The organism is Leucobacter salsicius M1-8, assembly GCF_000350525.1.
Classification (GTDB): domain Bacteria; phylum Actinomycetota; class Actinomycetes; order Actinomycetales; family Microbacteriaceae; genus Leucobacter; species Leucobacter salsicius.
Map to the genome: position 1 here is coordinate 54633 of NZ_AOCN01000018.1, position 24337 is coordinate 78969.

22 protein-coding genes and 1 tRNA gene are annotated in these 24337 nt (G+C 64.0%); 16 read left to right on the top strand and 7 right to left on the bottom strand.

Features of this window, described 5'->3' with window-relative positions; translation table 11 throughout:
• Positions 1-102: 102 nt before the first annotated feature.
• Positions 103-783 (bottom strand): DUF805 domain-containing protein, encoded by a 681-nt coding sequence (locus C795_RS0107580; protein WP_017793156.1) that lies wholly within the window; start codon positions 781-783, stop codon positions 103-105.
• Positions 784-928: 145 nt separating this feature from the next.
• Between C795_RS0107580 and rbfA the strand changes: the two genes are divergently transcribed.
• Positions 929-1363: a 30S ribosome-binding factor RbfA gene (gene rbfA, locus C795_RS0107585; protein ID WP_017793157.1), complete on the top strand. Its 435-nt coding sequence runs from the start codon at positions 929-931 to the stop codon at positions 1361-1363.
• A gap of 14 nt (positions 1364-1377) precedes the next feature.
• Here the strand turns inward: rbfA and C795_RS0107590 are convergent, their stop codons facing one another.
• Complete coding sequence (locus C795_RS0107590) at positions 1378-2295, bottom strand: HhH-GPD family protein (protein WP_017793158.1); 918 nt, start codon at positions 2293-2295, stop codon at positions 1378-1380.
• 35 nt (positions 2296-2330) lie between these two features.
• The gene (locus tag C795_RS0107595) at positions 2331-2780 is read right to left on the bottom strand and encodes a DUF2871 domain-containing protein (protein ID WP_017793159.1); all 450 of its coding nucleotides are present in this window, start codon (positions 2778-2780) and stop codon (positions 2331-2333) included.
• Between the two features lie 123 nt (positions 2781-2903).
• Between C795_RS0107595 and truB the strand changes: the two genes are divergently transcribed.
• From truB to C795_RS0107670, 15 genes are all read left to right on the top strand, one after another.
• On the top strand, positions 2904-3860 hold the full coding sequence (truB, locus tag C795_RS0107600; protein ID WP_017793160.1) for a tRNA pseudouridine(55) synthase TruB: 957 nt from the start codon (positions 2904-2906) through the stop codon (positions 3858-3860).
• On the top strand, positions 3857-4216 hold the full coding sequence (locus C795_RS0107605) for a hypothetical protein (protein WP_017793161.1): 360 nt from the start codon (positions 3857-3859) through the stop codon (positions 4214-4216). Before truB ends, C795_RS0107605 begins: the two co-directional genes overlap by 4 nt.
• 153 nt (positions 4217-4369) lie before the next feature.
• Entirely contained in the window at positions 4370-4678 is a 309-nt protein-coding gene (locus tag C795_RS0107610; RefSeq protein ID WP_017793162.1) for a WhiB family transcriptional regulator, read from the top strand.
• Between the two features lie 109 nt (positions 4679-4787).
• Positions 4788-7580 carry a glycosyltransferase gene (locus C795_RS0107615; RefSeq protein WP_017793163.1) on the top strand — a complete coding sequence of 931 codons (2793 nt, stop codon included), beginning with the start codon at positions 4788-4790 and terminating at the stop codon, positions 7578-7580.
• Positions 7577-8968, top strand: coding sequence for a DUF5719 family protein (locus C795_RS0107620; protein WP_017793164.1), 1392 nt, complete (start codon positions 7577-7579; stop codon positions 8966-8968). The genes C795_RS0107615 and C795_RS0107620 overlap by 4 nt, the downstream gene beginning before the upstream one ends.
• 18 nt (positions 8969-8986) lie before the next feature.
• A complete protein-coding gene (locus C795_RS0107625; RefSeq protein ID WP_017793165.1) occupies positions 8987-9451 on the top strand; it encodes a metallopeptidase family protein in 465 nt (154 codons plus the stop codon).
• Positions 9452-9519: 68 nt separating this feature from the next.
• On the top strand, positions 9520-10203 hold the full coding sequence (gene mtrA, locus C795_RS0107630) for an MtrAB system response regulator MtrA (RefSeq protein WP_026139527.1): 684 nt from the start codon (positions 9520-9522) through the stop codon (positions 10201-10203).
• A 5-nt stretch (positions 10204-10208) separates the two neighbouring features.
• The gene (gene mtrB, locus C795_RS0107635; RefSeq protein ID WP_017793167.1) at positions 10209-11897 is read left to right on the top strand and encodes an MtrAB system histidine kinase MtrB; all 1689 of its coding nucleotides are present in this window, start codon (positions 10209-10211) and stop codon (positions 11895-11897) included.
• Positions 11894-13591, top strand: a complete 1698-nt coding sequence (locus tag C795_RS0107640) for a GerMN domain-containing protein (RefSeq protein WP_017793168.1) — start codon at positions 11894-11896, stop codon at positions 13589-13591. Before mtrB ends, C795_RS0107640 begins: the two co-directional genes overlap by 4 nt.
• An 84-nt stretch (positions 13592-13675) precedes the next feature.
• A complete protein-coding gene (locus C795_RS15495; protein ID WP_017793169.1) occupies positions 13676-14401 on the top strand; it encodes a ComF family protein in 726 nt (241 codons plus the stop codon).
• A gap of 94 nt (positions 14402-14495) precedes the next feature.
• Positions 14496-15125, top strand: coding sequence for a ribosome hibernation-promoting factor, HPF/YfiA family (hpf, locus tag C795_RS0107650; RefSeq protein WP_017793170.1), 630 nt, complete (start codon positions 14496-14498; stop codon positions 15123-15125).
• A 254-nt stretch (positions 15126-15379) separates the two neighbouring features.
• A complete protein-coding gene (secA, locus tag C795_RS0107655) occupies positions 15380-18118 on the top strand; it encodes a preprotein translocase subunit SecA (RefSeq protein ID WP_017793171.1) in 2739 nt (912 codons plus the stop codon).
• Between the two features lie 55 nt (positions 18119-18173).
• Positions 18174-19142, top strand: a complete 969-nt coding sequence (locus tag C795_RS0107660; RefSeq protein WP_017793172.1) for a DsbA family protein — start codon at positions 18174-18176, stop codon at positions 19140-19142.
• Positions 19143-19179: 37 nt separating this feature from the next.
• Positions 19180-19255: transfer RNA gene (locus C795_RS0107665), tRNA-Thr, on the top strand.
• Between the two features lie 126 nt (positions 19256-19381).
• Positions 19382-20308 carry a DMT family transporter gene (locus C795_RS0107670; protein WP_017793173.1) on the top strand — a complete coding sequence of 309 codons (927 nt, stop codon included), beginning with the start codon at positions 19382-19384 and terminating at the stop codon, positions 20306-20308.
• A 51-nt stretch (positions 20309-20359) separates the two neighbouring features.
• On the opposite strand, the gene C795_RS15500 is transcribed toward C795_RS0107670, so the two are convergent.
• The 4 genes from C795_RS15500 to C795_RS0107690 all read right to left on the bottom strand — a co-directional run bounded on the left by C795_RS15500 (position 20360) and on the right by C795_RS0107690 (position 24123).
• Positions 20360-21961 (bottom strand): HNH endonuclease signature motif containing protein, encoded by a 1602-nt coding sequence (locus C795_RS15500; protein WP_017793174.1) that lies wholly within the window; start codon positions 21959-21961, stop codon positions 20360-20362.
• A gap of 129 nt (positions 21962-22090) precedes the next feature.
• The gene (locus C795_RS0107680) at positions 22091-22639 is read right to left on the bottom strand and encodes a nitroreductase family protein (protein WP_017793175.1); all 549 of its coding nucleotides are present in this window, start codon (positions 22637-22639) and stop codon (positions 22091-22093) included.
• Positions 22636-23064 (bottom strand): peptide-methionine (R)-S-oxide reductase MsrB, encoded by a 429-nt coding sequence (msrB, locus tag C795_RS0107685; RefSeq protein WP_017793176.1) that lies wholly within the window; start codon positions 23062-23064, stop codon positions 22636-22638. Before msrB ends, C795_RS0107680 begins: the two co-directional genes overlap by 4 nt.
• A gap of 48 nt (positions 23065-23112) precedes the next feature.
• Positions 23113-24123 (bottom strand): Lrp/AsnC family transcriptional regulator, encoded by a 1011-nt coding sequence (locus C795_RS0107690; protein ID WP_017793177.1) that lies wholly within the window; start codon positions 24121-24123, stop codon positions 23113-23115.
• Positions 24124-24337 lie beyond the last annotated feature (214 nt).

Below are 24337 nucleotides of genomic sequence, written 5' to 3' on the forward strand. Positions count from 1 at the left end.
CGGTGCCGGATCGGCTCCCACTGACGACGAAGGCCCGGCCAGTTCTTGCGAACTGGCCGGGCCTTCGTCGTGCCGTGAGGCGATGATTAGATCATCTACGAGCTACTGGTCGAACCTGCGGCCCTCGGGCTTGGAACCAAGGATCGTGAAGACCAGCACCACGATGGATCCCACGTAGGTGAACGTGAGGAAGTAGAACGGGCCAGCGAAGTTTGCGTCGTGCAGTCTGCGCCAGATGATGCTGAGCGAGGGCAGGAGCGTGCCGAGCCCGATGACGACCAGCAGAATCCCGCTGATGATCATGAGGGCGCTGCCGGCTCCTACGAGACCGTTAGACGTCGGGTCCACGGTGATTCCCCCGGTGATGGGATCGACTGAGGTGCTGGAACTGTATCCGCCCGCGCTCATGCCAATCCCAATCATGAGGAGAACGAACGGTACCAGCGTGATCAACGTCAGGAAGAGCTGCACCCACCAGTACTCACTGCGTGATGCGCGGCCCTTGAAATTGACGTAGTTCTTGAAGAACCGGCGGATCGCCTGGCTAAACGTCGCGCCATACAGGGGGCGGGTCAACACGTCGACCGACGTTGCTCCATCGAAAGGCTCACCCGGGCCCGGCTCGCCGTACGGTGCTCCCGGCGCCTGCTGGTACTGCTGCTGGTACTGCGGCGCCTGCGGTGCCTGCTGGTACTGCTGCTGGTACTGCGGCGCCTGCGGTGCCTGCGGCGGCTGCGGAGCCGCGTTTTCGTCGGCACCGTTCGGGAGGTCTGGGTTAGACACGTAGGTCTCCGATCTGTGGTGCGTGAGCGGCTTCGGATTCGGCCAATTGGTGTTTCACGCACCTGCCGACTAAGGGTATTGGGTTTGATGCGCGTCTCGCGAGGCTTTGCGCTGAAACAAAGGCGCGGCGCGGTAACCTTGTGTCATGAGTAATCCACGGACCGGAAAGGTCGCCGAGCGCATTCAGCAGATTATTGCGAGGCGTCTCGACAAGGGGCTGCGCGATCCGCGGCTCGGCTTTGTCACTATCACCGAGGTTCGCGTGACGGGCGACCTGCAGCACGCGAGCGTGTTCTACACCGTCTATGGCGACGAAGAGGCCCAGGCGGGCTCCGCGGCAGCCCTCAAGGCAGCCACGGGCATGATGCGGAGCGAGGTCGGCAAGCAGCTGGGCACGCGCCTCACGCCGACCCTCGAGTTCATCCACGATGAGCTTCCCGAGAGTGCGCAGCACATGTCAGAACTGCTCGCGGAGGCTAAGCGCCGCGACGAAGAGGCTGCCGCTCTTGCAGCGGGCGCGCACTACGCGGGCGACGCCGATCCCTACGTGAAGCCGCGCGACGAAGAAGACGCAGACTAACCGGTCCCTTCGTCTTACGGCAGCCTCGCAGCGCCCTCAAACTCGATCACCAGCCCGTCGGCGATGAGCGAGTCGTAGGCGCGGCGGGGCTGTTCTGCGTCGGGGGCGTTGCTGATGTCGCCGTTGCGGGTGGCCCGGGGCGAGTCTTCAATAGCGGCTGCCAGCGCGGCCGACAGGGGCACCGGATCTTTGCTTGCGCGCAGCAGCGCCATGATGCGGCCGCGCGCCTGGCGGTCACTGCCCTCGAACCGGGCCTGCTTGGGGCGCTTGGTGGGGGCATTGTCGGGGTAACCAGCACCGCGCCACTCGCACCATGCCGCGACGGGGCAGACATCACACCCCGGAGCGCGTGCCGTGCAGACGACCGCACCAAGCTCCATCGCGGCGGCATTAAATACGGCAGCTCGATCCGGATCCCGGGGCAATATTGCCTCCATGTCATCGAGATCGCCGGGAGCGGGCATTCCAGCGGCCGCACGGCCGTGCAGTGCGCGGGCGAGCACGCGGCGCGTGTTCGTGTCGACCACGGGGTGTCGGTCCCCGAACGCAAACGCTGCGACAGCGCGAGCGGTGTAAGGGCCGATTCCGGTCAAACCGAGTAGCGTCTCGACGCTCGTGGGCACTTGATCATTGTGCTCCTGCGCGATCTGGGTTGCTGCGCGGTGCAACCACAGCGCGCGGCGGGGGTAGCCGAGCCTGCCCCACGCGCGCACGGCGTCGCCGGGCTCGGCCCCCGCCAGCGCAGAAGGCGTCGGCCACCGATCCATCCACTCGAGCCATCGCGGCAGCACCCGATCGACCTGGGTCTGCTGCAGCATGAACTCAGACACCAGCACGCCCCACGCAGTCGTATCTGGCTTGCGCCACGGCAGATCGCGGGCCGAGCGCGCAAACCAGTCGTTCAGCGCGCCCGAAAACTCATCGTGATCCATTCGGCCCAGTCTATGAGGGGCGGGCTTGGGGACTCCTAGGCGCTCACCTCGGCACGCTCGGGCACGCGCTTGATCGCCTTGCGCAGCACCACGAACAGCATCACAAAGGCGACGGTAAGCAGAATGTGACCGATACCAGCGATGCCGGAGATCATCGCGTTCGACTCCTTACCAAGTACGGTCAGCGTGCCATGGGTGATGAGCATGCCGGAGGTGATGATGAGCCCCAGGTGGTAGGTCCACAGGAACCAGCGGTAGCTCGCGCCGGTCTGAGACATGGCGAACAGCCGCTCCAGCGCCATGAAGATCAAGAACGGGATGAAGCCGAGCACCAGCAGGTGCGTGTGCGCGAGCCCCAACTGCGTGAACTCACCCGAAGGGAAGTCCACCACCTTAGTGAGTTCGCGAAAAAACAGGCCCGACAGTACGCCAGCGATGGCGTAGGCAAAGGCCGCGCCGAGCAGATGGTTCAGTGATTTCTTCATATCTCCAGACTGCGCGACAACGGACGAACGGGCATCACCCAAACGGATGATCCTGACGCGCGAGGCGCGAACCGTGTGCAGGGGCCATCGGGAGGCGCCAGGTGCCCCGGGTAGGCTGGTCTGGTGCTGAGTGATCCCGTAAAACTGCCGCCCCAGGGTGCCATTCTGTTTCTTGACAAAGCCGAGGGCTGGACGAGCCACGATGCCGTCGCCAAATCCCGGCGCACGCTGGGTACACGCAAGGTCGGCCACGCCGGCACGCTCGACCCCATGGCGACGGGCCTGCTGGTGCTCGGTGCGGGCCCCGCAACACGTTTGCTCACCCACCTCGTGGGACTCGACAAGACGTACACAACGACGATGCGCCTCGGCATTACGACCGTCACCGACGACCGCGAGGGGGATCGGCTCGTGACTGCTGACCCGGCTGAGGTAGCCCGGGTAGCCGCTGATCCGGATCGCATTGCGCAAGCGATCGCCCGACTGACCGGCCCGATCGAGCAGTCGCCGAGCGCCGTGAGCGCGATCAAGGTCGACGGCAAGCGCGCCTACGACCGCGTGCGCGCGGGCGAAGAAGTTGAGCTCAAAGCGCGTCCCGTGACCATTCACGCGTTCGAGGCGGGGGAGCCGAAACTCACCCAGACCGAAGACGGGCTGAGTGTCATTGACATCGAAGCGACCGTGCACTGCTCGACCGGTACCTACATTCGTGCTCTCGCCCGAGATTTGGGGTCTGACCTGGGGATTGGTGGGCACCTCACCGTGCTACGACGCACCGAGGTTGGCCCGTTCTCGGTCGACGGCGTCACCACGATCGCAGAGCTCGCCGAAGGTCAGGTGCGTGCGCTGAGCACCCCCACAAGCATCGCTCGGGTGCTGTTTCCCGTGCTCGAGGTGACGGCCGATGAGACGCGTGACCTGGGTCACGGCAAGCGATTTGAAGTCGATGAATCGCGCTGCCCCGACGCCAAGCTCGTCGCAGCGATCTCACCCGACGATCAGCTCGTGGGCCTGATCGAGATTAAGCGCGGCCGCACCCGTGTCGTGACCAATTTTCCGACCCAGGGCGCCGCCGCATGATCACCTGGTACGCCTTCGTCATCATCGGCATTGCCATCGTCGGCGCCGTCGTGTGTGGCCTGCAGGGGGTGCGAGGCCGTGGTCCCAACGACTACTCCATGGGCGCGACGCTCATCGTGGGGCTGCTGCTCGTCGCTCAGGTAATCATCTCGATCGTCGCGCCGTTTACTGGAAACTCGGCTGAGGGAGACCCGCTCGAGTTCTGGATGTACCTGATCGTGGTCTTGGCGCTGCCGTTTGGCGGTGGCTTCTGGGCGCTGGTCGATCGCACGAAATGGGCCAACATTGTGCTGTCGGTTTTGCACCTGTCAGTGGCGGTCATGATGTACCGAATGCTCGTCATCTGGGGCTTCTAAAACTGCACTCAAAACACGTTTCGAATACACGGGTGTGTCCTTCACTCTCAATCAATTCTTGAGGGTTTACAATTCTCGGCTTGACTTGAGCGAATCACACCGATGTAATTATGAAGTGTTAGCGCATCGCGCAGAACCAGAAAGGAGTGCCAGTTGAGCGAATCATCGCACGCGCCGGTCCCAAGTAACTGGTTTGTCGACCCCGTCTATCTGGGTGTTCCTGGAGTGCCGCAAGACGACGACGGGCTCGCGTGGCAGGCCGACGCGCTGTGTGCGCAAACTGACCCCGAGGCGTTTTTCCCTGAAAAGGGTGGCTCCACCCGCGAAGCAAAGCGCATTTGTGACACCTGTGAGGTGCGCTCTGAGTGCCTCGGCTACGCGCTTGAGAACGACGAACGCTTTGGTATCTGGGGCGGACTTTCCGAGCGGGAACGCCGCAAGCTGCGCCGCGACGCCGTCTGATCGTGCCACCGCGCGGATGGCAGGGCGAAACAAAGAATCACCTGACCGTTTGCCTGACCGGCATGGCTTCAGGGCATGTACACCCTCGCCCGCATAGACTGGGCGCGACATGCGCACGAGAGTAACCGCCATTCTGGTCGCCCAGCGGGGCGGTACATGGCTCGACGAAACCATTGCTGGGATAGCCGCGCAAGACGCGGCCCCCGCAGCAATCATTGCTGTCAACAATGGCGGCGGTGATGAACTTGCCGCGCAGCTGCTCGAGAGCGGCGCCGACCGGGTGATCGGCATCTCCCAACGGGTGTCCTTCGGTAAGGCCATCGCCCAGGCTGCCGAGGCCGTCGAGGGGGAGTCCGAGTGGCTCTGGTTCTTGAGCGAAGACTCGTGCCCCGAGCCCGAAGCACTGTCGAGCATGCTCGGCCGAGTACAACGTGCCCCCTCGGTTGTTGTTGCCGGCCCCAAGCTTGTCGACTGGGATGCCCCCGACCGGATCATCGAACTGGGGCAGAGCCTCACCCGATACGGTGCGCGCTGGACCCTGCGCCGTCAGGAGCTCGATCAGCAGCAGTATGACCACATGCAGGACGTGCTGGGCGTGGGCCCCGTCGGCATGCTGGTGCGTCGCGACGTCTGGCAGGAGCTCGGCGGATTTGATCCGGCACTGCCCGTGTATGACGACGGTCTCGACTTTTGTGTGCGCGCGAGGCTGGCGGGCCACCGCGTAGAGGTCGCGCCCGAGGCCCGGGTGCGGTTCGCCCGTAGCGGCGTCGCCGGGCCGCGCATCGACCGCAGCCGCGCCGTGATGCGCACCGCGCATCGCCAGGCGCGAGCAGCGGCTCTGCACCGCCGCATCAGCTACGCACCGGCCCCCCTCGCGTTCCTCGCGTGGCTGGGCCTGCCGCTCTACGGCCTCATGCGCGTGCTGTGGGCCCTGATTCGCGAGCAGCCGGGGTACATGATCGGCGAATTCGTTGCCGCGTACTCCGTGTTCTTTAAGCCGCACGCGCTGATTGCCTCGCGGCGACGGCTGAAACGCAGCTCCAAGGTCGGCTGGGGCGCGCTGCGCGGGCTCCGGATCGATCCCAAGTCAGTGCGCACCGCGCGCATGATCGACCGGGAGGCCGTGCTGGCCTCAACCGGGCGGCTGCGGCGCGAGCTTCACTTCATCTCCTCGGGCGGCCTTGCCGTGGTGACCACCGCGGTGGTCGTGGCCATCGCCCTCACCTGGTGGGCGCTTCCGCAGACGAACCTCGTGGGCGGCGGCCTGATGCCGCTGAGTAACCTGAGCGACCTGTGGTGGAACACCCGCATCGTCGACGGTGTTCCCGCAGACCCGTTTACCTGGGTGCTCGCGGTGCTCGGCACCCTCACCTTCTGGAACCCCTCGCACGCCGTTGTGCTCTTGCTGATCGTGGCGATTCCGCTCGCGGCACTGGGCGCCTGGATCTGGGCCGCCGGCCTCACCGAATCCCGTTCTGGTCGCGCGCTCATCTCCCTCGGTTTCGCCCTCAGCCCCGTCGTGCTGGGCGCCATCGCGTCGGGCCGACTCCCCAGCCTCGTGCTGGCTATCGTGCTGCCGTGGCTGCTGCTCGCCGCGTCGCGCAGTCGTGAATCTTGGAGCTGGGCGGGTACCGCCTCGCTGCTCGCGGGTGTTGCCCTCGCGTCTGCTCCAGCTCTCATTCCGGCGGCCGCCGTCATGCTGGTTGCCGGTCTGGTGATTTCGGTGCGCGGCATCGCCCGCGTGCTCACCACTGCCATCGTGCCGCTCGTGCTGTTCGCGCCCAAGGTCGTATTGTGCCTAGTTGAGGGGCGTCCCCTGGACCTGCTCATCGACCCGGGCGTCCCGCTTCCGTTCGAGCCAGGAACGACGTGGCACCAGCTGCTCAGCTTCCCCCAGTTCGGGCTGGAAGGCTGGGGATCGATTCTCGAGAGCCTCGGGTTCGGCGGCCCGCCCGCCACGCTGCTCGTCGGGCTGATGCTGGCCCCCATCGCGATCCTTGCACTTACCGGCGCGTTGACCGCTCGCGTGATGTCGACCGTCTTTCTCGCCCTCACCGGCGGACTCGGAATGATCACCGCGCTAGCCGCCGAGCACCTGCGCCTGGTCACGGTGGGCGATACCACCGTCGCGCTCTGGACGGGATCGGGTCTCACGGTCTACTGGCTTGCGGTGCTGGGCCTTGCCGGTATGGGTGCTGCGGCGCTATACCGTGCGGCCGCCCCCGTCGTCTCGCTGGCGCTCATCGGTGCTGTGCTGGCGGTGCTGCCCCTGGGGAGCCAGCTCGTGATGGGTCAGGTGCCATTCGCCGCCGGATCGACGCAGATGCCCGCCATCGTGCGCGCCGCGGGCGAAACCGACCCGGGCGTGCGCACGCTCGTCATCACAGCCAAGGCGCCGCACACGGTGCAGGCGGAACTCGTGGTCGGTGGCGGCCCCCGGCTGGACCAGATTCGATCGGCGCCGGAAGCGATCGAGGCGACCGACGCCGATCTCGAGATTGCCGCGCTCACAGCGGGACTCGCGAGCGAGGGCGGCGAGGACATGTCTGCGCTCTTGGGCGACGCGCGCGTCGGATTCGTGCTGCTTCAGCACGGTGGCGACGACGCCGAGCGGGCCCAGCTGCAGCGCGTGTTCGATCAGAACGCGACGCTCGCAAACTCGAGTCTCACCGACCAGGGGCTGCTCTGGCGGGTCACCGGTGAGCAGATTGTGGCCGAGGAAACGGGCGACAGCTCGAAGAAGCTTGACGGCACCTCGATCAGCGGCCAGACGCTGTGGTTGGGACAGGTGATCATTCTGTTGGGCATGATGCTGCTTGCGCTCCCGACCGGTGAGGTCACCTGGCGTCCAGAACAACGGCGCCGCCAACCGCGCGCCACCCAGGAGACGAAGAAATCATGAACTCTCCGAAAACGCCCCTGACGGTCGGGATCCGGGCCGCCGTTGGTGCGCTCGTGATCGCGGTCGCGGCAACCGCCGTAGTGCTCGTCAGCTCGATTGATGTTCCGACCGTGGAGCGTAAACCGCTCGTGCTCACGGCCGACACCACCCAGAACACGTCGCGCACGCTCGTCTGCGACGGCGGCTTCGCCGAGCTGGGGGCAGACCCCAGCCACCCCGAGGTGGCCGTGCCGGTCGGTGCCCCCGTCATTGCGCGTGCAGGGGACAAGGCTGAGACGCGGGAACTGACACGCCTGACGGGCGGCCCCGGGCTCCCCGAAGTGCTCTCGTTCGGCGGCGATGACCCGCTTGCCGCGGCACAGCTGCAGAACGTCTCCACGGAGACGCTGCGAGGCTCCGTTGCGAGTGCCTGCGCCGAGCCCCTCAACGAGCAGTGGCTGATTGGCGGGTCCACCGACCTGGGCGTGACGACCACGCTCAACGTGGGTAACCCGGGCCGCGTGCCCGCAACGGTTCAGGTCACCGCATTTGACGAGGCCGGGCAGGTTGACGCCGTGCAGACGGCAGGAGTGATCGTTGCTCCCGGCGCCCAGGTGACGATCTCGCTGAACGGCTACGCCCCCGACCGTGCGCGCCTTGCTGTGCGCGTATCGAGTACCGGTGCCCCCGTCACGGCGGCCCTCAGCGTCGGCCACCGCGTCGGCCTCACTTCCTTTGGCGTTTCCTCGGTCGACCGGCAGGCCGCCCCCGACACCAGGCTGGTTATCGTTGGCGTTGCGAACTCTGCCGGCGATAATCAAGGTCCCAGCGATGCTGGTGAGGGCGACCCCTACCCGGTGACGGTGCGTGCGTTTGCCCCCGGTGGCGAATCCACGACCGCCTCGGTGCGCGCGCTTGATGGAAAGGGTCACGCCACCGACCTCGGTGTGATTGAGATTGCACCAGATGCAGTGGGTGAGCTCAAAGTATCGACGTGGCCCAGGGGCTCGGCCGCCATCGAGGTTCGCTCGGACGTTCCTGTAATCGCCTCTGCGCTCGGATCGGCAGAGCGCGGTGCAGACCACGACTATGAGTGGTTCACACCGTCTCCCGCGATCACCGCCGGAGAAACGGTCGCGGTGCCGGTTGTCGGGCAGGGCGTCGTTTACGTAGCCCACCCTGGCGAAGGAACCGTCGAGGTAACGGTGACCGATGCGAAGGGCAAAGCGATATCAACTGAGCTGTCGCCGGGCTCGGTGCGCTCCGTGGCAGTGCCGGCCAACTCCACTCTGACGGCTACCGGTGAAGTGTTCGCTGGCGTGCGTCACCTCGAGGGAGCCGACATCGCCGGTTACCCGGTGCTGCCGGCCACACAGCGCGACGGCACCCTCACCGTCTACACCCGCTAGCGGCGTAGACTGGAACCCATGTTTGGTCGGAATCGGTCTGCGGGGCGCGGCGTGAGCGGCGCAGCGGGCGCGTCACGTTCGTCGGTCAGTCGTCGGCACGAGCGGCGCCCGATTCGTTCGTCGATCACTGGCCCGAGCCTGCCCAACCCCAACAGTCGGTTCGCGCGCTTTGAAACCGATGCCCGTGGTGCCGTGCAGGTGCTGCAGGCTCACTTTCCGCAGGAGCTCGACGGGGTGCGCGTCGGGTTTCAGACAGCTCCCACTCATACCGGCGAGAGCAAGTTTCCATTGCTCTACACGATCGATCGCTCATCAAACACGATCATGTTGTTTCGCATGCCGATACAGCGGGCGCGTGGACTGCACGTGAATGACGACGAGCACCGGCGCTACTTCGTGCAGCACTGCGTGTACCAGGCAGTCTGCGAATACCTCGGGCGGGAGCCCTGGGAGCTGCTGCCCGGTCGATTCGACCACTACTAGCAGCGGGCCTCGCCGCGCCAGCGACCGCTTGCCCCCATTCTTGAGGCGAAGCGGCCATAATGGGAACCATGAGCGCGCGCATCTTGGTGGTTGATGACGACAGGGCACTCGCCGAAATGCTGACAATGGCATTGCAGGCCGAGGGGTTCTTAACCGAGCACGCCGCCGACGGTGCGGAGGCGGTCGAGCTTTTTCGAACGATGCTGCCCGACCTCGTTCTGCTTGACGTGATGCTTCCGAGCCTCGACGGCATCGAGGTATGCGAACGCATTCGCGCAGAGTCGGGCGTGCCCATCATTATGCTGACCGCCCGCACCGACACCCGTGATGTGGTGCGCGGTCTCGAGGCCGGGGCCGACGACTACGTCGTCAAGCCGTTCAAGTCGGCCGAGCTGATCGCCCGCATTCGCGCCCGCCTGCGCGAACCGCAGCAGGAAGCGAGCGAGACGCTTCGTATTGGGGATCTCACGATCGACGTTGCCGCGCACGAGGTGCGCCGCGGCTCGATGGTGATTTCGCTCACACCGCTCGAGTTTGACCTCCTCGCGATCCTGGCGCGCAAACCGCAGCAGGTGTTCACCCGTGAGGTGCTGCTCGAAAAGGTTTGGGGCTACCAGTACAAGGCAGACACCCGGCTCGTGAACGTCCACGTGCAGCGGCTGCGCGCGAAGATCGAACAGGACCCCGATCGCCCCACCATCGTTTCCACCGTGCGCGGCGTAGGCTATCGCGCCGGCGCTCCCACCACGTAGGCATCGTGGCCGCGCACAGCGCAGGGCTTCGACGGACGCTGCGACGCCTGCGGCTGCGCTGGGTCACCCTCACGCAGCCGGTTCTCGGGCCGTTTCGAGCAAAGTGGCGCCGGTCGCTCATGCTCCGCACGATGACGGTGACGGGGCTTGTGACCGGGTTCACCATTCTGATCGCGGGCGTCTTCATCGTGACCAGCTTGAGCGACGACCTGTATTCGTCGCGTCGAGACCAGGCGCTCCAAGACTCGGCGCGTGCAACGCTTGCCGCTCAAGGCCAGATTGATGCGTCAGAACGGGGGAGTCTCTCAACGTTGTCGGCGACCGTGCGCGCTACCGTGCAAGACACGTCCTCGAGCCAGATGGTCTACCTCCGGCGTCAGCCAGGGCAACCGGCCTACCCCGAGGCACCCGCCGCTTCGCGTACCAACGACATGCTCCCTGATGCGGTCACGGCGGAGCTGTCTGCGGCGGTCGTGGCGGGCGACGAACCGCAGCTCTGGCAGGCGGTCACCTTTGTGGGGGACGACGGAGTCCCGTTCCCGGGCATCATCGTCGCTTCCACGCTGACGTTCCCGGCGGGGGCGGGTGACTACGATCTGTTCATCGGTTACAGCCTCGCTGACACTCAAGAAACGCTCGCCTTCATGCAACGCACGCTGCTGGTCGCCGCAGCCGTAATGATGGCGTTCATCGGCATTCTGGTGTGGATCATTTCACGCATCGTCTTTCGCCCGATTCGAGCGGCCGCGGACACGAGCCGTCGACTCGCGGCGGGCGAAGCGAATGCGCGTATGCCGCTGCAGAACGACGTGCACCTGGACATGCTTTCAGAGGGCTTCAACAACATGGCCGACACGCTGCAGTCACGCATTCAGGAGCTCGATCAGCTCTCCGAGATGCAGCAGCGCTTTGTCTCCGACGTGTCGCACGAGCTGCGCACCCCGCTCACCACGATCCGGCTCGCGAGCGAGATGCTCGAAGCGGGGACGCAGGGACTGGCCCCGGGCCAGCAGCGCGCGATCGAGGTGCTTGGCACCCAGGTAGAGCGGTTCGAGTCGCTGCTCGAGGACTTGCTTGAGATCTCACGCTATGACGCGGGCCACGTGACGCTCGAAACCGAACCCACGAACATGGTCAGCCTGGTCGAAGAGGTCACGGAGTCTCTCAGGCCGCTCTCTCCCAGTGCGATCGAAGTCCACGCTGCCGGTGGCTACTCGCCCATCGACGTCGACCCGCGCCGTATGCGGCGCATCGTCTCGAACCTGATCGGCAACGCCATTGAACACGGCGAGGGTGAGACGATTCACGTGTCCATTGACTCGAATGCGACGTCCGTGGCGGTGTGCGTGCGCGACTCCGGAATCGGAATGAGCGAAGAGCAAACAGAGCACGTGTTTGACCGCTTCTGGCGTGCAGACCCATCGCGCAAGCGCACGCTGGGAGGCACGGGGTTGGGACTCGCGATCGCGCAGGAGGACGCCGCAGTGCATGGCGGTCTCCTCGAGGTCTGGTCACGCGCCGGCGAAGGGACAAACTTTCGGCTCACTGTGCCGCGCGGTGATGCTGTGCGCAGCTTCGTCTCGCCGCTGCAGCTCATTCCCGACGGATACGTTTCGACTGAGACTGACCGTGTGGTGACCAGCCGGTGGCTGAGACGGCCCGCGCGACTGATTCGGAAGGACAAACGGCAGTGAATTTCAACTATCGACTGCAGCCGAAGCATCACCTTCGCGCCCGGATCCGGATCGTGACGCTCGCGATCGGAGCGTCACTCGCCCTCATGCTGGTGGGCTGCGCCACGATCCCGGGCTCGGGCAAAGTCGAGGTCGGTCTCACCGATCTCGAACAAGCGGAACAGTTCTTCCAATTCACGGCGACCGGGCCGGTGATTGATGCCAGCCAGGAGGACCTGGTGCGCGGCTTCGTAGCTGCCGCGGTCTCGAGCGTCGACGACTACGCGGTGGCCCGCGAGTTTTTGACCACCGACTACGCCGCCCAGTGGGATCCATACTTTGGTGTGCTGGTTGACGAGGGGGCTCGCAATTATCGGAGCGACGGTAGTGCCGCGGGCGTGCTGTCACTGAGCGCGACCGCGAAGATTGACGTCGCGGGACAGATGCTGCCCGTGGAGCCCGGGCCCGCGACCGATCTGCGGTTCGAATTTGAACGGGTCAATGGACAGTGGCGTCTATCCTCGGCACCAAGCGGGATCATCCTTGACAAGAGCACATTCAAGTCAATCTGGGCAGATAACCAGCTCTACTTTGTGGGCCCGGGCAACGTTTTGGTGCCGCAGACGCGCTGGTTTATTGCGCGAGCCGCGATGCCCACCGAGATCGTTAGCGCGCTGCTGGAGGGCCCCCGGGAGCGCATGCGTGGGAGCCTGCACAGCGGGTTCCCGGCGGGCACCGCGCTCGTCTCCAAGTCAGTGCCGGTGGTTGACGGGCGTGCCCGTATCGACATGACGACGGAATTGCTTGAAGCGAGCCCGCAGGCGCTTGCGGAGGTGCGTGCCCAGCTCACGCTGAGCCTGCAGTCCGTGCCGGGCGTAAACGGCTTTGAACTGATGGTCGAGGGGACCCCGCTGCGTGAGGCGAGCGGGGGAACGGAGCCGCGAACCGTCACGGAGGCCTCGCTGCCTGCAGTCCTCGTCGACGGCGAACTCGGCACGATTGCGGCGGGCGAGTTCTCTCCGATCGAGATGTACGGCGACCGGATCGGCGAGCTGGACCCGTTAGCCGTGAGCATGTCGAACGACGGCGCACGAGCGGCCGTGCTTAACGAGCACGGCGTCACGCTGCTCGATGCCCAGGGCAACCAGTTGGCCGACGGGCGAGCGCATCAGCTGGCCCCGAGTATCGATCTTTTTAGGTATCTGTGGACGAGTACAGCCGCCGGGCAGTTGCAGGCGCGAGGCAGCGACAACGTGCCCGCGCCGATTACCGCGCCGTGGCTTGCCGGGCTTGATGTAGCTGCCGTGCGGTTGGCACCCGACGGGTCGCGCATCGCCGCGCTCGTCGCAAGTGAGGGCGGCGCCCAACTGCTCGTCGGGGGAGTGATTCGTGATGAGCGCGGTGCACCGCTGCGTGCAACCGATGAAGCCGACACCGAGATGTGGATCACGGGCAAGCCCGTGGACTTTGATTGGGTGGGGTCTTCTCGTCTGTCGGTGCTCTCCGCGGATGGCCTGGTCACAAAGGTGACGAGCGGTGGCCCCGGTCGGTTCAGCGAGGCTCAGGGGTCGATATCAGGCGGAACCCATATCTCGGGCGGGGGCGCCCGAGCACACCTGCGCTTGCTGAACGACGAGGGGGAGCTCTTTGCTCCCCAGGCTGCAGGCTGGCAGCGCAACGACGACAACATTCAACTTCTCGCGAAACGCGGCTGAGACCAGTAGCGAGGTTGATCGCGAGTTATCCACAGATGGGCTGCGCGGCCTCCATTTCAGCTGCGGTGCGTGCAAGCTTGATGTATGCATGCGAACGGCTCGGGCATTCACCGCGCGTTCGGGGAGCTCGCAGCGCGCGAGGCACTCAGAGACCTGGCCGCCCTTGTCTGGCCTGTCACCTGCGTCGGATGCGGCGCGGCAGACCGAGAACTCTGTGCGCGCTGCATGGCCGAGCTGCGTGATGCTGTGCCGAGCACCGTGACGAGCGCGCTCGCGGGGGTGCCCGCGTACGCTCGAGGTCCGTATGCGGGTGTGCTGCGCCGCGTGATCGTCGCCTATAAGCACGGCGAGCGAGCGGGATTCGCCAGGATCCTGGGCGAGCAGCTCGCGCACCCGCTCGCGCGTGCGATCGCGCACGCATACACGCGCCCACTGCTCATCGCGGCCCCCTCCCGCGCTGCCCAGGTGCGTCGGCGCGGGTTCCGCCACGTCGAGGCGGCATTGCGTGTTGCGTGTGGTGGCGTTCCGGATCCGGCCACGCCCGTTCGTGCGCTCAGATCCACCCGAGGCAGACAGGGGCAGGTGGGCCTCGATGCCGCGACACGTGCGGAGAATGCGGCGCGCATCGCGGTGCGGAGCGGGTATCGCCGCAAGCTGCGTGGCCGGGAGGTGATTTTGATCGACGACATTATGACGACCGGGGCGACCGTTTTGGCTGCGCGTCGGGCACTCACGGCAGCGGGTGCAAGGGTAGTTGCGGTGGCCGTGCTGGCCGCGGTGACCTACGAGGGAACGCCCGAAGATAGTTAAGGTGGCACCGGCATCGCTTCGTGGAGTAGCATTCGGGAAAGGCGTAACGGTGCGCTAGCAAGGCCCACCCGCCTGAGTCATCTGGGAGGTCACCATGGACGTGCACATCCGCGGCAAGAACGTTGGTATCACGGATCGTTTCGAGAGCTATGTCGGCACAAAATCTGAAAAGGTTGCGGGTTTGCTACCCAAAGCTCAGAAGTTCGAAGTTCGCGTCTCGCGAATGAGTGACCGAAGCCCTCAGAATGGCGATGTCGTGGAGATCACGCTGATCGGCCCAGGCCCCGTGATTCGCGCAGAGTCCGCGGGGGGCGACAAATACACCGCCTTCGACATGGCCTATGGGCGCGTGCTTGAGCGGATCCGCCGCATGAAGGACCGCCGTGCAGACCGCCGTGGCCGTGGCCGCACGTCGTTGGGCGACGCCGCCAGCGCTGGTTTTGAGATGGTCGATGTAACCCCCGCACCGCTTGAGGTGCTGGAGGCCGTCGCCACAGGCGCCGTTCCGATTGTGGCGGCTGCCGCGGAGGAGGAACAGTACTCACCCGTGGTCATTCGCTCAAAGGAATTCCCCGCGGAGCGTCTCGCGATTGAGGATGCCGTCGATCAGATGGAACTCGTAGGCCACGACTTCTTCCTGTTCATCGAGGACGAGTCGGGCAAGCCGAGCGTCGTCTACCGCCGCAAGGGTTGGAACTACGGTGTGATTTCGCTCACTGACTAGCGAAGAACTCATCCCGGCGTGAAGCCGGAACAACGGGGGTGGCCAGCGGCCACCCCCGTTGTTCGTTATTATTCGCAGTTGTTTGCGAGTTGTTCATTGCAGATTTCACTCTTGGCGCAACTTGTACTGATTCGGGCGTATCCAGCTGCGCAGCTGTTTTGCATTGCTAAGCTGAGGTGTTGTCACGATTCGGCAACGAACGTGACCTTGCGATGCGGCTCGATTCCCGGGCACAACCTAACAGGAGTGACAACGTGGCAACAGTTCTCGAGAAGCTGCTTCGCGTCGGTGAAGGCCGCACGCTTCGAAAGCTCGAGCGACAGGCAAAACTCGTCGCCGACCTTGAATCGTCGTTTGCAGATCTAAGCGACGAGGAGCTACGCGGTGAAACGCAGGAGTTTCGCGACCGTCTCGCAGCAGGCGAGACCCTAGACGATCTGCTCCCCGAGGCATTTGCCGCGGTGCGCGAGGCAGCACGCCGCACGATCGGCCTGCACCCGTTCCACGTGCAGGTCATGGGTGGAGCGAACCTGCACCACGGCAACATCTCCGAGATGAAGACCGGTGAGGGCAAGACGCTGGTCGCCACAATGCCGGCCTACCTCAACGCGCTCGCGGGCAAGGGCGTGCACGTAATTACGGTGAACGATTACCTCGCGAGCTACCAGAGCGAGCTCATGGGACGCATCTTCCGTGCGCTCGGCATGACCACCGGTTGCATCGTGTCGGGCCAGGACAGCACGGTTCGTCGTGAGCAGTACGAGGCCGACATCACCTATGGCACGAACAACGAATTCGGCTTCGACTACCTGCGCGACAACATGGCTTCGTCGGCTGAGGAGCGCGTGCAGCGGGGCCACTTCTTCGCCATCATCGATGAGGTCGACTCGATCCTGATCGACGAGGCACGTACCCCGCTCATCATCTCTGGCCCTGCCTCGGGCGACGCGAACCGTTGGTTTGGCGAGTTTGCGCGTATCGCGAAGAAGCTGAAGCCCGGCGTTGACTATGAGGTCGACGAGAAGAAGCGCACCATTGGCGTGCTCGAGCCCGGCATCGAAAAGGTTGAGGACTACCTCGGTATCCATAACCTGTACGAGTCGGTCAACACCCCGCTGATCTCGTTCTTGAACAACTCGATCAAGGCGAACGCGCTGTTCACCCGTGACAAGGACTACGTCGTGCTCAACGGCGACGTCATGATCGTTGATGAGCACACCGGTCGTATCCTCGCCGGTCGTCGCTACAACGAGGGCATGCACCAGGCCATTGAGGCGAAGGAGGGCGTGCAGGTCAAGGCAGAGAACCAGATGCTCGCCACTGTGACCCTGCAGAACTACTTCCGCCTCTACGAGAAGCTCTCGGGTATGACGGGTACCGCTGAAACCGAGGCCGGCGAGTTCATGTCGACCTACAAGCTCGGTGTCGTTCCCATTCCGACGAACCGCACGATGCAGCGCAAAGACCAGTCCGACTTCGTGTTCAAGAACGAACAGGCGAAGTTCCAGGCAGCGGTTGACGACATTGCCGAGCGCCACGAAAAGGGTCAGCCCGTGCTCGTCGGCACCACGAGCGTCGAGAAGAGTGAGTACCTCTCGCGTCTGCTCGCAAAGGCCGGCGTGCGTCACGAGGTGCTGAACGCCAAGAACCACGCACGTGAAGCCGCGATCATTGCACAGGCCGGTCGCCTGGGCAGCGTCACCGTCGCCACCAACATGGCTGGCCGCGGTACCGACATCATGCTCGGCGGCAACGCTGAGTTCCTTGCGGTGCAGGAGATGGCTGCACGCGGTCTCTCGACCGAAGAAGATCCCGATGCTTACGAGGCAGCCTGGGACGACGTTTTTGCTGCGGTCAAGGCGACCGTGGGCGAGGAGTCCGACAAGGTTGCTGCTGCTGGCGGTCTCTACGTGCTCGGCACTGAGCGCCACGAGTCGCGTCGTATCGACAACCAGTTGCGCGGTCGTTCGGGCCGTCAGGGTGACCCCGGCGAGAGTCGGTTCTACCTGTCGCTCGCTGATGACCTGATGCGCCTGTTCAACTCGGGTGCCGCTGCCGCTCTGATGAACCGCGACAGCTTCCCCGACGACCTTGCGATCGAGTCGAAGGTTGTGACGCGCGCCATTCAGAGCGCACAGAGCCAGGTCGAGGCGCGGAACGCCGAGATCCGCAAGAACGTTCTGAAGTATGACGACGTGCTCGATCGTCAGCGCAAGTCGATCTACGGCGACCGCCAGCAGATCCTTGACGGTGAAGAGATCGAGAGCCGCATCTCGTCGTTCCGCGAGTCGACCATCGATGCAATCCTCGATTCGCACGGTGTTGGCGAAGAGTGGGATTTCGATGCGCTCTGGACCGACCTGAAGCAGGTCTACCCCGTCGGCATCACCGTCGACGAGCTGCTCGCTGAGGCCGGAACAAGCCGTGTCGACAAGGCATTCCTGCGCGCTGAGATTCTGTCTGACGCCGAGGTGGCCTACGCCGCCCGTGAAGAGGCACTCGGTGAAGAAGCGATGCGCGAGCTCGAGCGCCGCGTGGTGCTCGCAACGATCGATCGCCGCTGGCGCGACCACCTCTACGAGATGGAGTACCTCAAGGAGGGCATCGGCCTGCGCGCGATGGCGCAGCGCGATCCGCTCGTTGAGTACCAGCGTGAAGGCTTCACCATGTTCGAGGGCATGATGGGCCAGATCAAGGAGGAGTCCATGGGGCTGCTCTACAACCTCGAGGTGAAGGTGCGCCCGGCCGAAGGCCCGCAGGATCATGTGCACCTCGAGGGTGGCGGGCTCGAAGAGCAGACGGGGCCGGATCAGTCCAAGCTGAGCTACACCGCTCCTGACGAAGACGGTGCTCCCGCCGAAAGCGGTGCCAGCTCTAACAAGCCGGCAGCGGCTAAGAAGCGCGGCTCCTTCGGCCAGCAGGTGGACGCATCTAACGACTCGCAGGCTGAGCCTCAGAACCGCGCAGATCGTCGCGCAAACAAGAAGAAGTAGGGCACGAGCCTAGAAACTGAGTTCCCGCGCAAGCGGGTCAACCTGGGAGAACCATATGGTAAACGAATCAAACTCACGCCCCACCAAGAACGAACGTCGCTCGCAGGCACGCGAGCAGGCCCGAGCCGCACGCGAGCAGGAGAAGAAGCGCGAGAAGCGCAACCGCCTGTTTCTGCAGGGTGGCATCGTGCTCGGTGTGCTCGCAGTGCTCGCCATCGTGGGTCTCGTGCTCACGCAGACCATGAAGCCCGCGGGCCCTGGCCCCCAGAACATGGCTTCGGGTGGCGCGGTCTTCACGAAGGACCTCAAGGTTGTCGAGACGCCTGCACTGCAGTCGGATGAGGCACGCGAGGCTCCTGCGGTCGATCGCAAGCAGCTGCCCCTCGACGTGACGACGTACGTTGACTACATGTGCCCCGCTTGTGGTGCATTTGAGCAGCAGTACGGCACGATGCTCGAGAACTACGTGGGTGCGGGCGACATCAACCTGCAGGTGTACCCCATCAACTTCCTCGACGGCACGTCGCTCGGTACGAAGTACTCGACTCGCGCGGCGAACCTGTTCAGCTGCGTGGTTGAGGAACAGCCCGACGTTGCATTCAAGCTGCACAACCGTCTGCTCAGCGCAGAGGTGCAGCCTGCTGAGGGTACGACCGGCCTCACCGACGACCAGCTGCTCCAGCAGGCAGAGGAAGCCGGAGCCGAGCTCACGACCGAGCTGAAGCAGTGCGTCAAGAACCGCACGTTTGCGAGCTTCATCGACGGTAACTGGAAGCAGGTCAGCGAAGTGGGCGTGCAGGGTCTCGCAAAGGGCGAGTTCATGCTCAGCTCTGACGGAGTGAACCCGCAGCCCGAAGGTCCTCAGCGGATCGTCTCCACGCCCACCGTGATCGTGAACGGCAAGCAGTGGAACCAGAACGTTGACGGGGATCTCGAGACTTACCTCCTAAAGGTCAAGGGCGAGTTCGAGCAGAAGTCCGACTCGAAGAAGTCGGATTCTAAGAAGTCGACCGCAACAGAGTAAGATCGTGTGGGTGGTCATTTCGATGGCCACCCAACTTGCCGCCTTAGCTCATCTGGTAGAGCAGCAGCCTTGTAAACTGCAGGTGATCGGTTCGAGTCCGATAGGCGGCTCCATTCGCTTCGCTCATTGCGCAGCCCATCGGACAGTGAACCGATATCGGTGAAGCTTCGCTCCACCGGCTTCCCGCGCTCACAAGCGTGTATGGTATTCGCTTCCCTGCCACCCACTATGGTGGTGGGGTGCGTGAGAAACTACGAGTCTGGGCAGCGCTCGTGGGGTCAGGCCTCGCGGGCATGCTCGTCGCCCTCCAGTCACGAATCAACGGCGGGCTGAGCCAAGAGCTCGGTAACGGTTTCGTTGTCGCGGCAGTGTCGTTTGGGTCGGGGCTTGTCATTTTGAGTGTCTTGCTGCTGTTCTCGCGACGCGGTCGGCGGGGACTCGTGAGGTTGCGCTCCGAGGTGAGGTCTCGTCATCTCCCGTGGTGGGCGCTTTGCGGCGGAGCCGGAGGGGCGTTCTTCGTACTGAACCAGGGCCTGGTGGCTCCGCTGACTGGTCTCGCGCTCTTCACTGTCGGCATCGTAGCCGGACAGGTGGTCGGCGGCCTCCTGCTCGATAAGGCGGGACTGGGCCCTGGTGGGCGTATCGATCCCACGATGCCCCGACTGATCGGCACCTGCCTCGCGATTGCAGCAGTGATCGTGTCGGTTGGCAGCGGGGCAGGGTCAACCGTCTGGCTCGTCGTATTTCCCGTCATTGTCGGGGCTGGAGTTGCGGCCCAGTCAATGGTCAACGGGCTCGTGCGCGCCGCAGCGCAGAGCGCGCTCACCGCGACGTTTATCAACTTTGTGGTCGGCACCGCACTGCTGGTGGCTTTCGCGGCCGTGTCGGTGTTGGTTTCGGGCTGGCCCACTCACTGGCCCAGCGAACCCTGGCACTATCTTGGCGGGTTGATCGGCACTATCTTCATTGCCGTTGCAGCGATGCTCGTGCGTACCGCAGGGGTGCTATTGCTGAGCATGTCGAACGTCGCGGGGCAACTCATCGCGGCCGTACTCTTCGAGGTGGGAATGCCCCTCGCGGGCGGCGTATCCACTGGCATGTTCGTTGGCGCGGGAGTCGCGCTTCTCGCTCTCGTTGCCGCGGCGATCCCGTCTCGACGAAGCTGACCTGTTCAATTGTTCAGCTGTTCAGCTGTTCAGCCGTTCGATCGCCTGGGATCAGAATGGGTGATCGTCTGAACCATGCGGTGCCTCGGTGAAGCGAACCTTTGAGGCCCCGCGGGGCCGCGGCGGCGAACTACCCTGATCTGGGCGATCTGGGCGATCTGGGCGATCCGGGCGATCCGGTCGATCGGGGCAGTCCGGGCGACTGGGCGGCTTCGGGCGTCGGTAGGTGCGCCGGGCTGGCCGGTCCTCGTGAACCTTTCCCGTCGGGCTCGTCCAGAGCACCGTGCCGGTCTCATCGAGCACGGGGGTCCATGCGGAGTGGTGCTTGAGGATGTGGTGACCTTTGCATAAGCACTCAAGATTGTCGGTCGATGTTGGTCCGCCGTCTTGCCACGCGATCGTGTGATCGATTTCGCAGCTCAATGGCACTCGGGTGCAGCCGGGAAAGCGGCAGTGTTGATCGCGGGCCTCGAGAAGCCGGCGCATCTGCTTCGTCGGTGCGTATCGTTCGATCTGTAGCACCTGGCCGGTGCGGTCGTGGTTGACGCGGTAGATATCGCGCGAGGTCTCTAGGAGCTCTGCGGCGATCCGGGTGGAGATCGGACCGTATCCGGCGAGCTCGCTCACCGGTCGAGGACCCGTCCTGGGATCGGTCACCGGGGTCGCTCGCGATCCGGGATCAGGCATTGTGCCGGATGCCGCAGCTGTGCCAGTGAGTGCTTCTACCGGAATGGTGATCTGCAGGTGCGCAAAGAATCCGGGGGTAGCGAACCTCGAGGGGCTGGCTGCGCCGAGCTCCAGACTTGTATAGGGGTTGCCCGTGAGTAGGATCTCAGCGAACATATCTGCCCGGACCTCGTCCAGGGTGCGCGGCTCTGCTGACAGCCCGCCTCCCGTATCTATGCCTGACTCTCCAGCGCCTGCGGGAGCTGCAGCAGATGACGCGTCCTTGGGGGCTGCAGGTTCTGCGCGCCACACCTCCTTGGCGATGCGCTGAATGCGATCACGGATGGCGTAGGCGAGCTCTGCCGGTAGGGTCGCGCTGACCTCTGCCATTCCATCTTCACCTGGATAGACCACTACTCGCCGCTTGCGCCGTGCCACTTCGTGACGTTCCTCGAGGGAAATCTCGGCAAACTGCTCGGCGAGGCGCTTCGCAATGGGCCGCAACCGCCCCGGGGATTCATCAACCGCATAAGTCAGAACTGCTTCTTCATACAGGGCGTGATTGAGGAGGGCATCGTCGTTGCTGCCGATGACTGCACCGGCGTCGCAAATGACCTTCACATGATCCAAATCGATCAGCCCGGCTCCCAACGCCTCGCGTGCGCCCGCGTACCGGGTCGCGAGGGTGTGGGCGATATCAAGCTCGCGCTCGATGGCATACTCACTCAGGTGCAGCGCCGCGGCGAGCTCCGCGCGGAGGGAGCGGAACGCGAGTTCTACCGACGTCGAAACGTTCATCGCCGCGATAACCAAACAGGCGTACTCATCTAGGCGGTCGCGATCGAGTGCTCGCTGGCGCAGCGTGATTTCTTCGACGACCGTGACGCCAACCCCCGCGATGAAATAGCCCTCGGCATCCTGCCTCGGCGCACCTTTGTCCTCACCCCATGGGGTGTGGGGATCTGGGCCCGGAGTCTGCGCTGACATGTTCTCAGTACAGCCCATGCCACCGACATTGAAGACCGAAAAAGAGCCCTTCCCGGTACAAAGTTTCGCGAGTTTCTTTGGCGAGGACCCTACAAAAATGCCGGGGGTTGGGCGACATGCGTGAAGAAGTTAGAGCGCTGAGAGGTGCTTCGGTAGATCGAGCGGCTTGCGCGGCTTGGCACGGCGATCCTGATCCGGCACCGAGCCGATGTAGAGCCATCCGAGCAAATACTCGTGCTCTCCCAGCTGGTGAGCCCGGTGCACAGCCGCGCTGCGGGTGTGCGATCCGGTGCGCCAAATGACGCCCCAACCAGCCTCGTCGAGCAGCAGTGAGAGCAGATGTGCGACGCCCGAGGCGACGGCCTCCTGCTCCCACAGCGGCACCTTGTCGCTCTTGCGGGGGCTCACGACGACCGCGAGAACGAGCGGCGCGCGCTCGGCCTTCTTGATGAGCTTCTCGCGCTTATCGGGCTTTTCTGCCGCATCCGCCAGGGCTTCACCCAGAATCGTACGCGCGTCACCGCGCATCTCGATGAGGCGCCAAGGTCGCAGCCCCGAGTGGTCGGCGACGCTGGTCATTGCGGCGACGAGCGGGGCGAGCTGCTCCGGTGAAGGTGCCGGATCAACGAGCTTGGAATGTGAGCGGCGCAGCTCGAGGGCTTCGAGCGCGGTGGTCACGCGTCGTCCTCGGGGGTGAACCCGAGCGCGACCGAGTTCATGCAGTAGCGGTCGCCGGTGGGCGTGCCGAATCCGTCGGGGAAGACATGGCCGAGGTGCGATCCGCAGTTGGCGCAGCGCACTTCGGTGCGCGTCATGCCGAGTGTGTTGTCCTCGATGAGCTCCACGGCGCCCTCGCGCACGCTCTCGTAGAAGCTCGGCCAGCCGCAGCCGGCGTCGAACTTGGTGCCAGCAAGAAAGAGTTCGTTGTCACAGGCCCGGCAGGTATACAGGCCGGCACGGTTCTCATCGAGCAGCGCACCGGTGCCCGGTCGCTCGGTCGCGGCCTCGCGCAGCACGGCATATTCGGCGTCGTTTAGGCGAGCTCGCCACTCGCTCTCACTGAGTTCGAACGGGTAGGAATCGTTGTTGTTGACGGTGTCCATGGCCTAACTCCTTCATGCGGTGACGGCCTCAGTCTACGCGCGAATGTTTTAGGGTAACTCAGCCTCGGATTCGTCATCGATGAGTTGCTGGGGGAGTACCTTGCCGAGCGTGCGAGCGTAGTCCTCTTTGATGATGTCGAAGTGGGTCCAGGTGTCCACTGAGCTAACTGACGTGAGAGACCGGATCTCATCAATGACATCGAGAAGGTGTGAGGTCGACGCCCCAACGAGGGTTGCGATGAAGTCATAGCGACCGTGTGCCCGAGCAGCGAAATCGATATCGGGTGACTGAATGATGTGTGTGCGTACGGAATCTGGGTCATCTGAGGTCGTGATACCCACGCCGACGGCTAACCGACTGCGTGAGATACCACCGGATTTTGTGGCCGAGATACGTATAGCACCGAGATCAATGAGCCGGTTCACTCGCGCTCGCACAGAAGATGGGGAGAGATGCACCGTGTCTGCAAGTGAGCGAAAGCTCGTACGGCCATCCTGTTGAAGAATCGCCACGAGCTTGAAGTCGAGGCCGTCCAGGGTTACCTTTTTCTTGCTGTTTGAGACGAAGAAACCCTTCAAAATTTCAGCATAAGTAGAGACAGAAACTCGCCGGATTCCGGGCACTTTATGGACCTCATTGAGCATGCGGTGAAGCTCCCCCACATCTCGATGCCGCGACTCAAAGACGAGCGGAAACTCACCACTAACTCGCGAGACAAACACCGAGTCCGGCATAGTGGCTACGGCTGACGCCGGGTGTTTCACCGGGCCATCGACCTCTGCCTTGACGTGAACAAGAACATGGTGGCCAGCGAACCTCGGGTCCAGCGCCGCGACGATGCGCAAGCCACCATCTTGCAGTAGATGTTTGAGTCGGTGGGCGATGAACGTGCGAGATCCGCCCAGCTGGGCCGCAAGGTCGTTCACACTCGTGCGGCCATCCGCTTGCAGACGCCTGATCAGCTCGGCATCGAGCGCATCAAGATCAGTATCTCGATGCGTTCCCTTTGGTGCCTCCGTGGCGGCTGCCGCATCGAGTTGAGGCAGAGTGTCAGGCATTATTACCCACCTTGAATTCAAAAATCGCAGCATTACGTTGTTCTCACGCGAACGCTACCCGAAAAAGTGCTGTGGGGCACATTTTTGGTCGAAAACTGTTGAATTGTGCGTAAGGGTTTCTTTTCGGCGGTCTCGCGTGGGGCTTTTTCGCTTTATTGACGGGGGCGGGTCAGAATCTCGTCTACAGTCATGCTGTTGCGCCTTGAGCGCGCCG

Coding starts and splice junctions, on each gene's coding strand:
- rbfA (WP_017793157.1), top strand. CDS start 929: ATGAGTAATCCACGGACCGGAAAGGTCGCCGAGCGCATTCAGCAGATT.
- C795_RS0107625 (WP_017793165.1), top strand. CDS start 8,987: ATGTTTGGTCGGAATCGGTCTGCGGGGCGCGGCGTGAGCGGCGCAGCG.
- hpf (WP_017793170.1), top strand. CDS start 14,496: ATGGACGTGCACATCCGCGGCAAGAACGTTGGTATCACGGATCGTTTC.
- C795_RS0107605 (WP_017793161.1), top strand. CDS start 3,857: ATGATCACCTGGTACGCCTTCGTCATCATCGGCATTGCCATCGTCGGC.
- C795_RS0107590 (WP_017793158.1), bottom strand. CDS start 2,295: ATGGATCACGATGAGTTTTCGGGCGCGCTGAACGACTGGTTTGCGCGC.
- C795_RS0107595 (WP_017793159.1), bottom strand. CDS start 2,780: ATGAAGAAATCACTGAACCATCTGCTCGGCGCGGCCTTTGCCTACGCC.
- mtrA (WP_026139527.1), top strand. CDS start 9,520: ATGAGCGCGCGCATCTTGGTGGTTGATGACGACAGGGCACTCGCCGAA.
- C795_RS15500 (WP_017793174.1), bottom strand. CDS start 21,961: ATGTCAGCGCAGACTCCGGGCCCAGATCCCCACACCCCATGGGGTGAG.
- C795_RS15495 (WP_017793169.1), top strand. CDS start 13,676: ATGCATGCGAACGGCTCGGGCATTCACCGCGCGTTCGGGGAGCTCGCA.
- C795_RS0107620 (WP_017793164.1), top strand. CDS start 7,577: ATGAACTCTCCGAAAACGCCCCTGACGGTCGGGATCCGGGCCGCCGTT.
- C795_RS0107615 (WP_017793163.1), top strand. CDS start 4,788: ATGCGCACGAGAGTAACCGCCATTCTGGTCGCCCAGCGGGGCGGTACA.
- C795_RS0107660 (WP_017793172.1), top strand. CDS start 18,174: ATGGTAAACGAATCAAACTCACGCCCCACCAAGAACGAACGTCGCTCG.
- msrB (WP_017793176.1), bottom strand. CDS start 23,064: ATGGACACCGTCAACAACAACGATTCCTACCCGTTCGAACTCAGTGAG.
- C795_RS0107690 (WP_017793177.1), bottom strand. CDS start 24,123: ATGCCTGACACTCTGCCTCAACTCGATGCGGCAGCCGCCACGGAGGCA.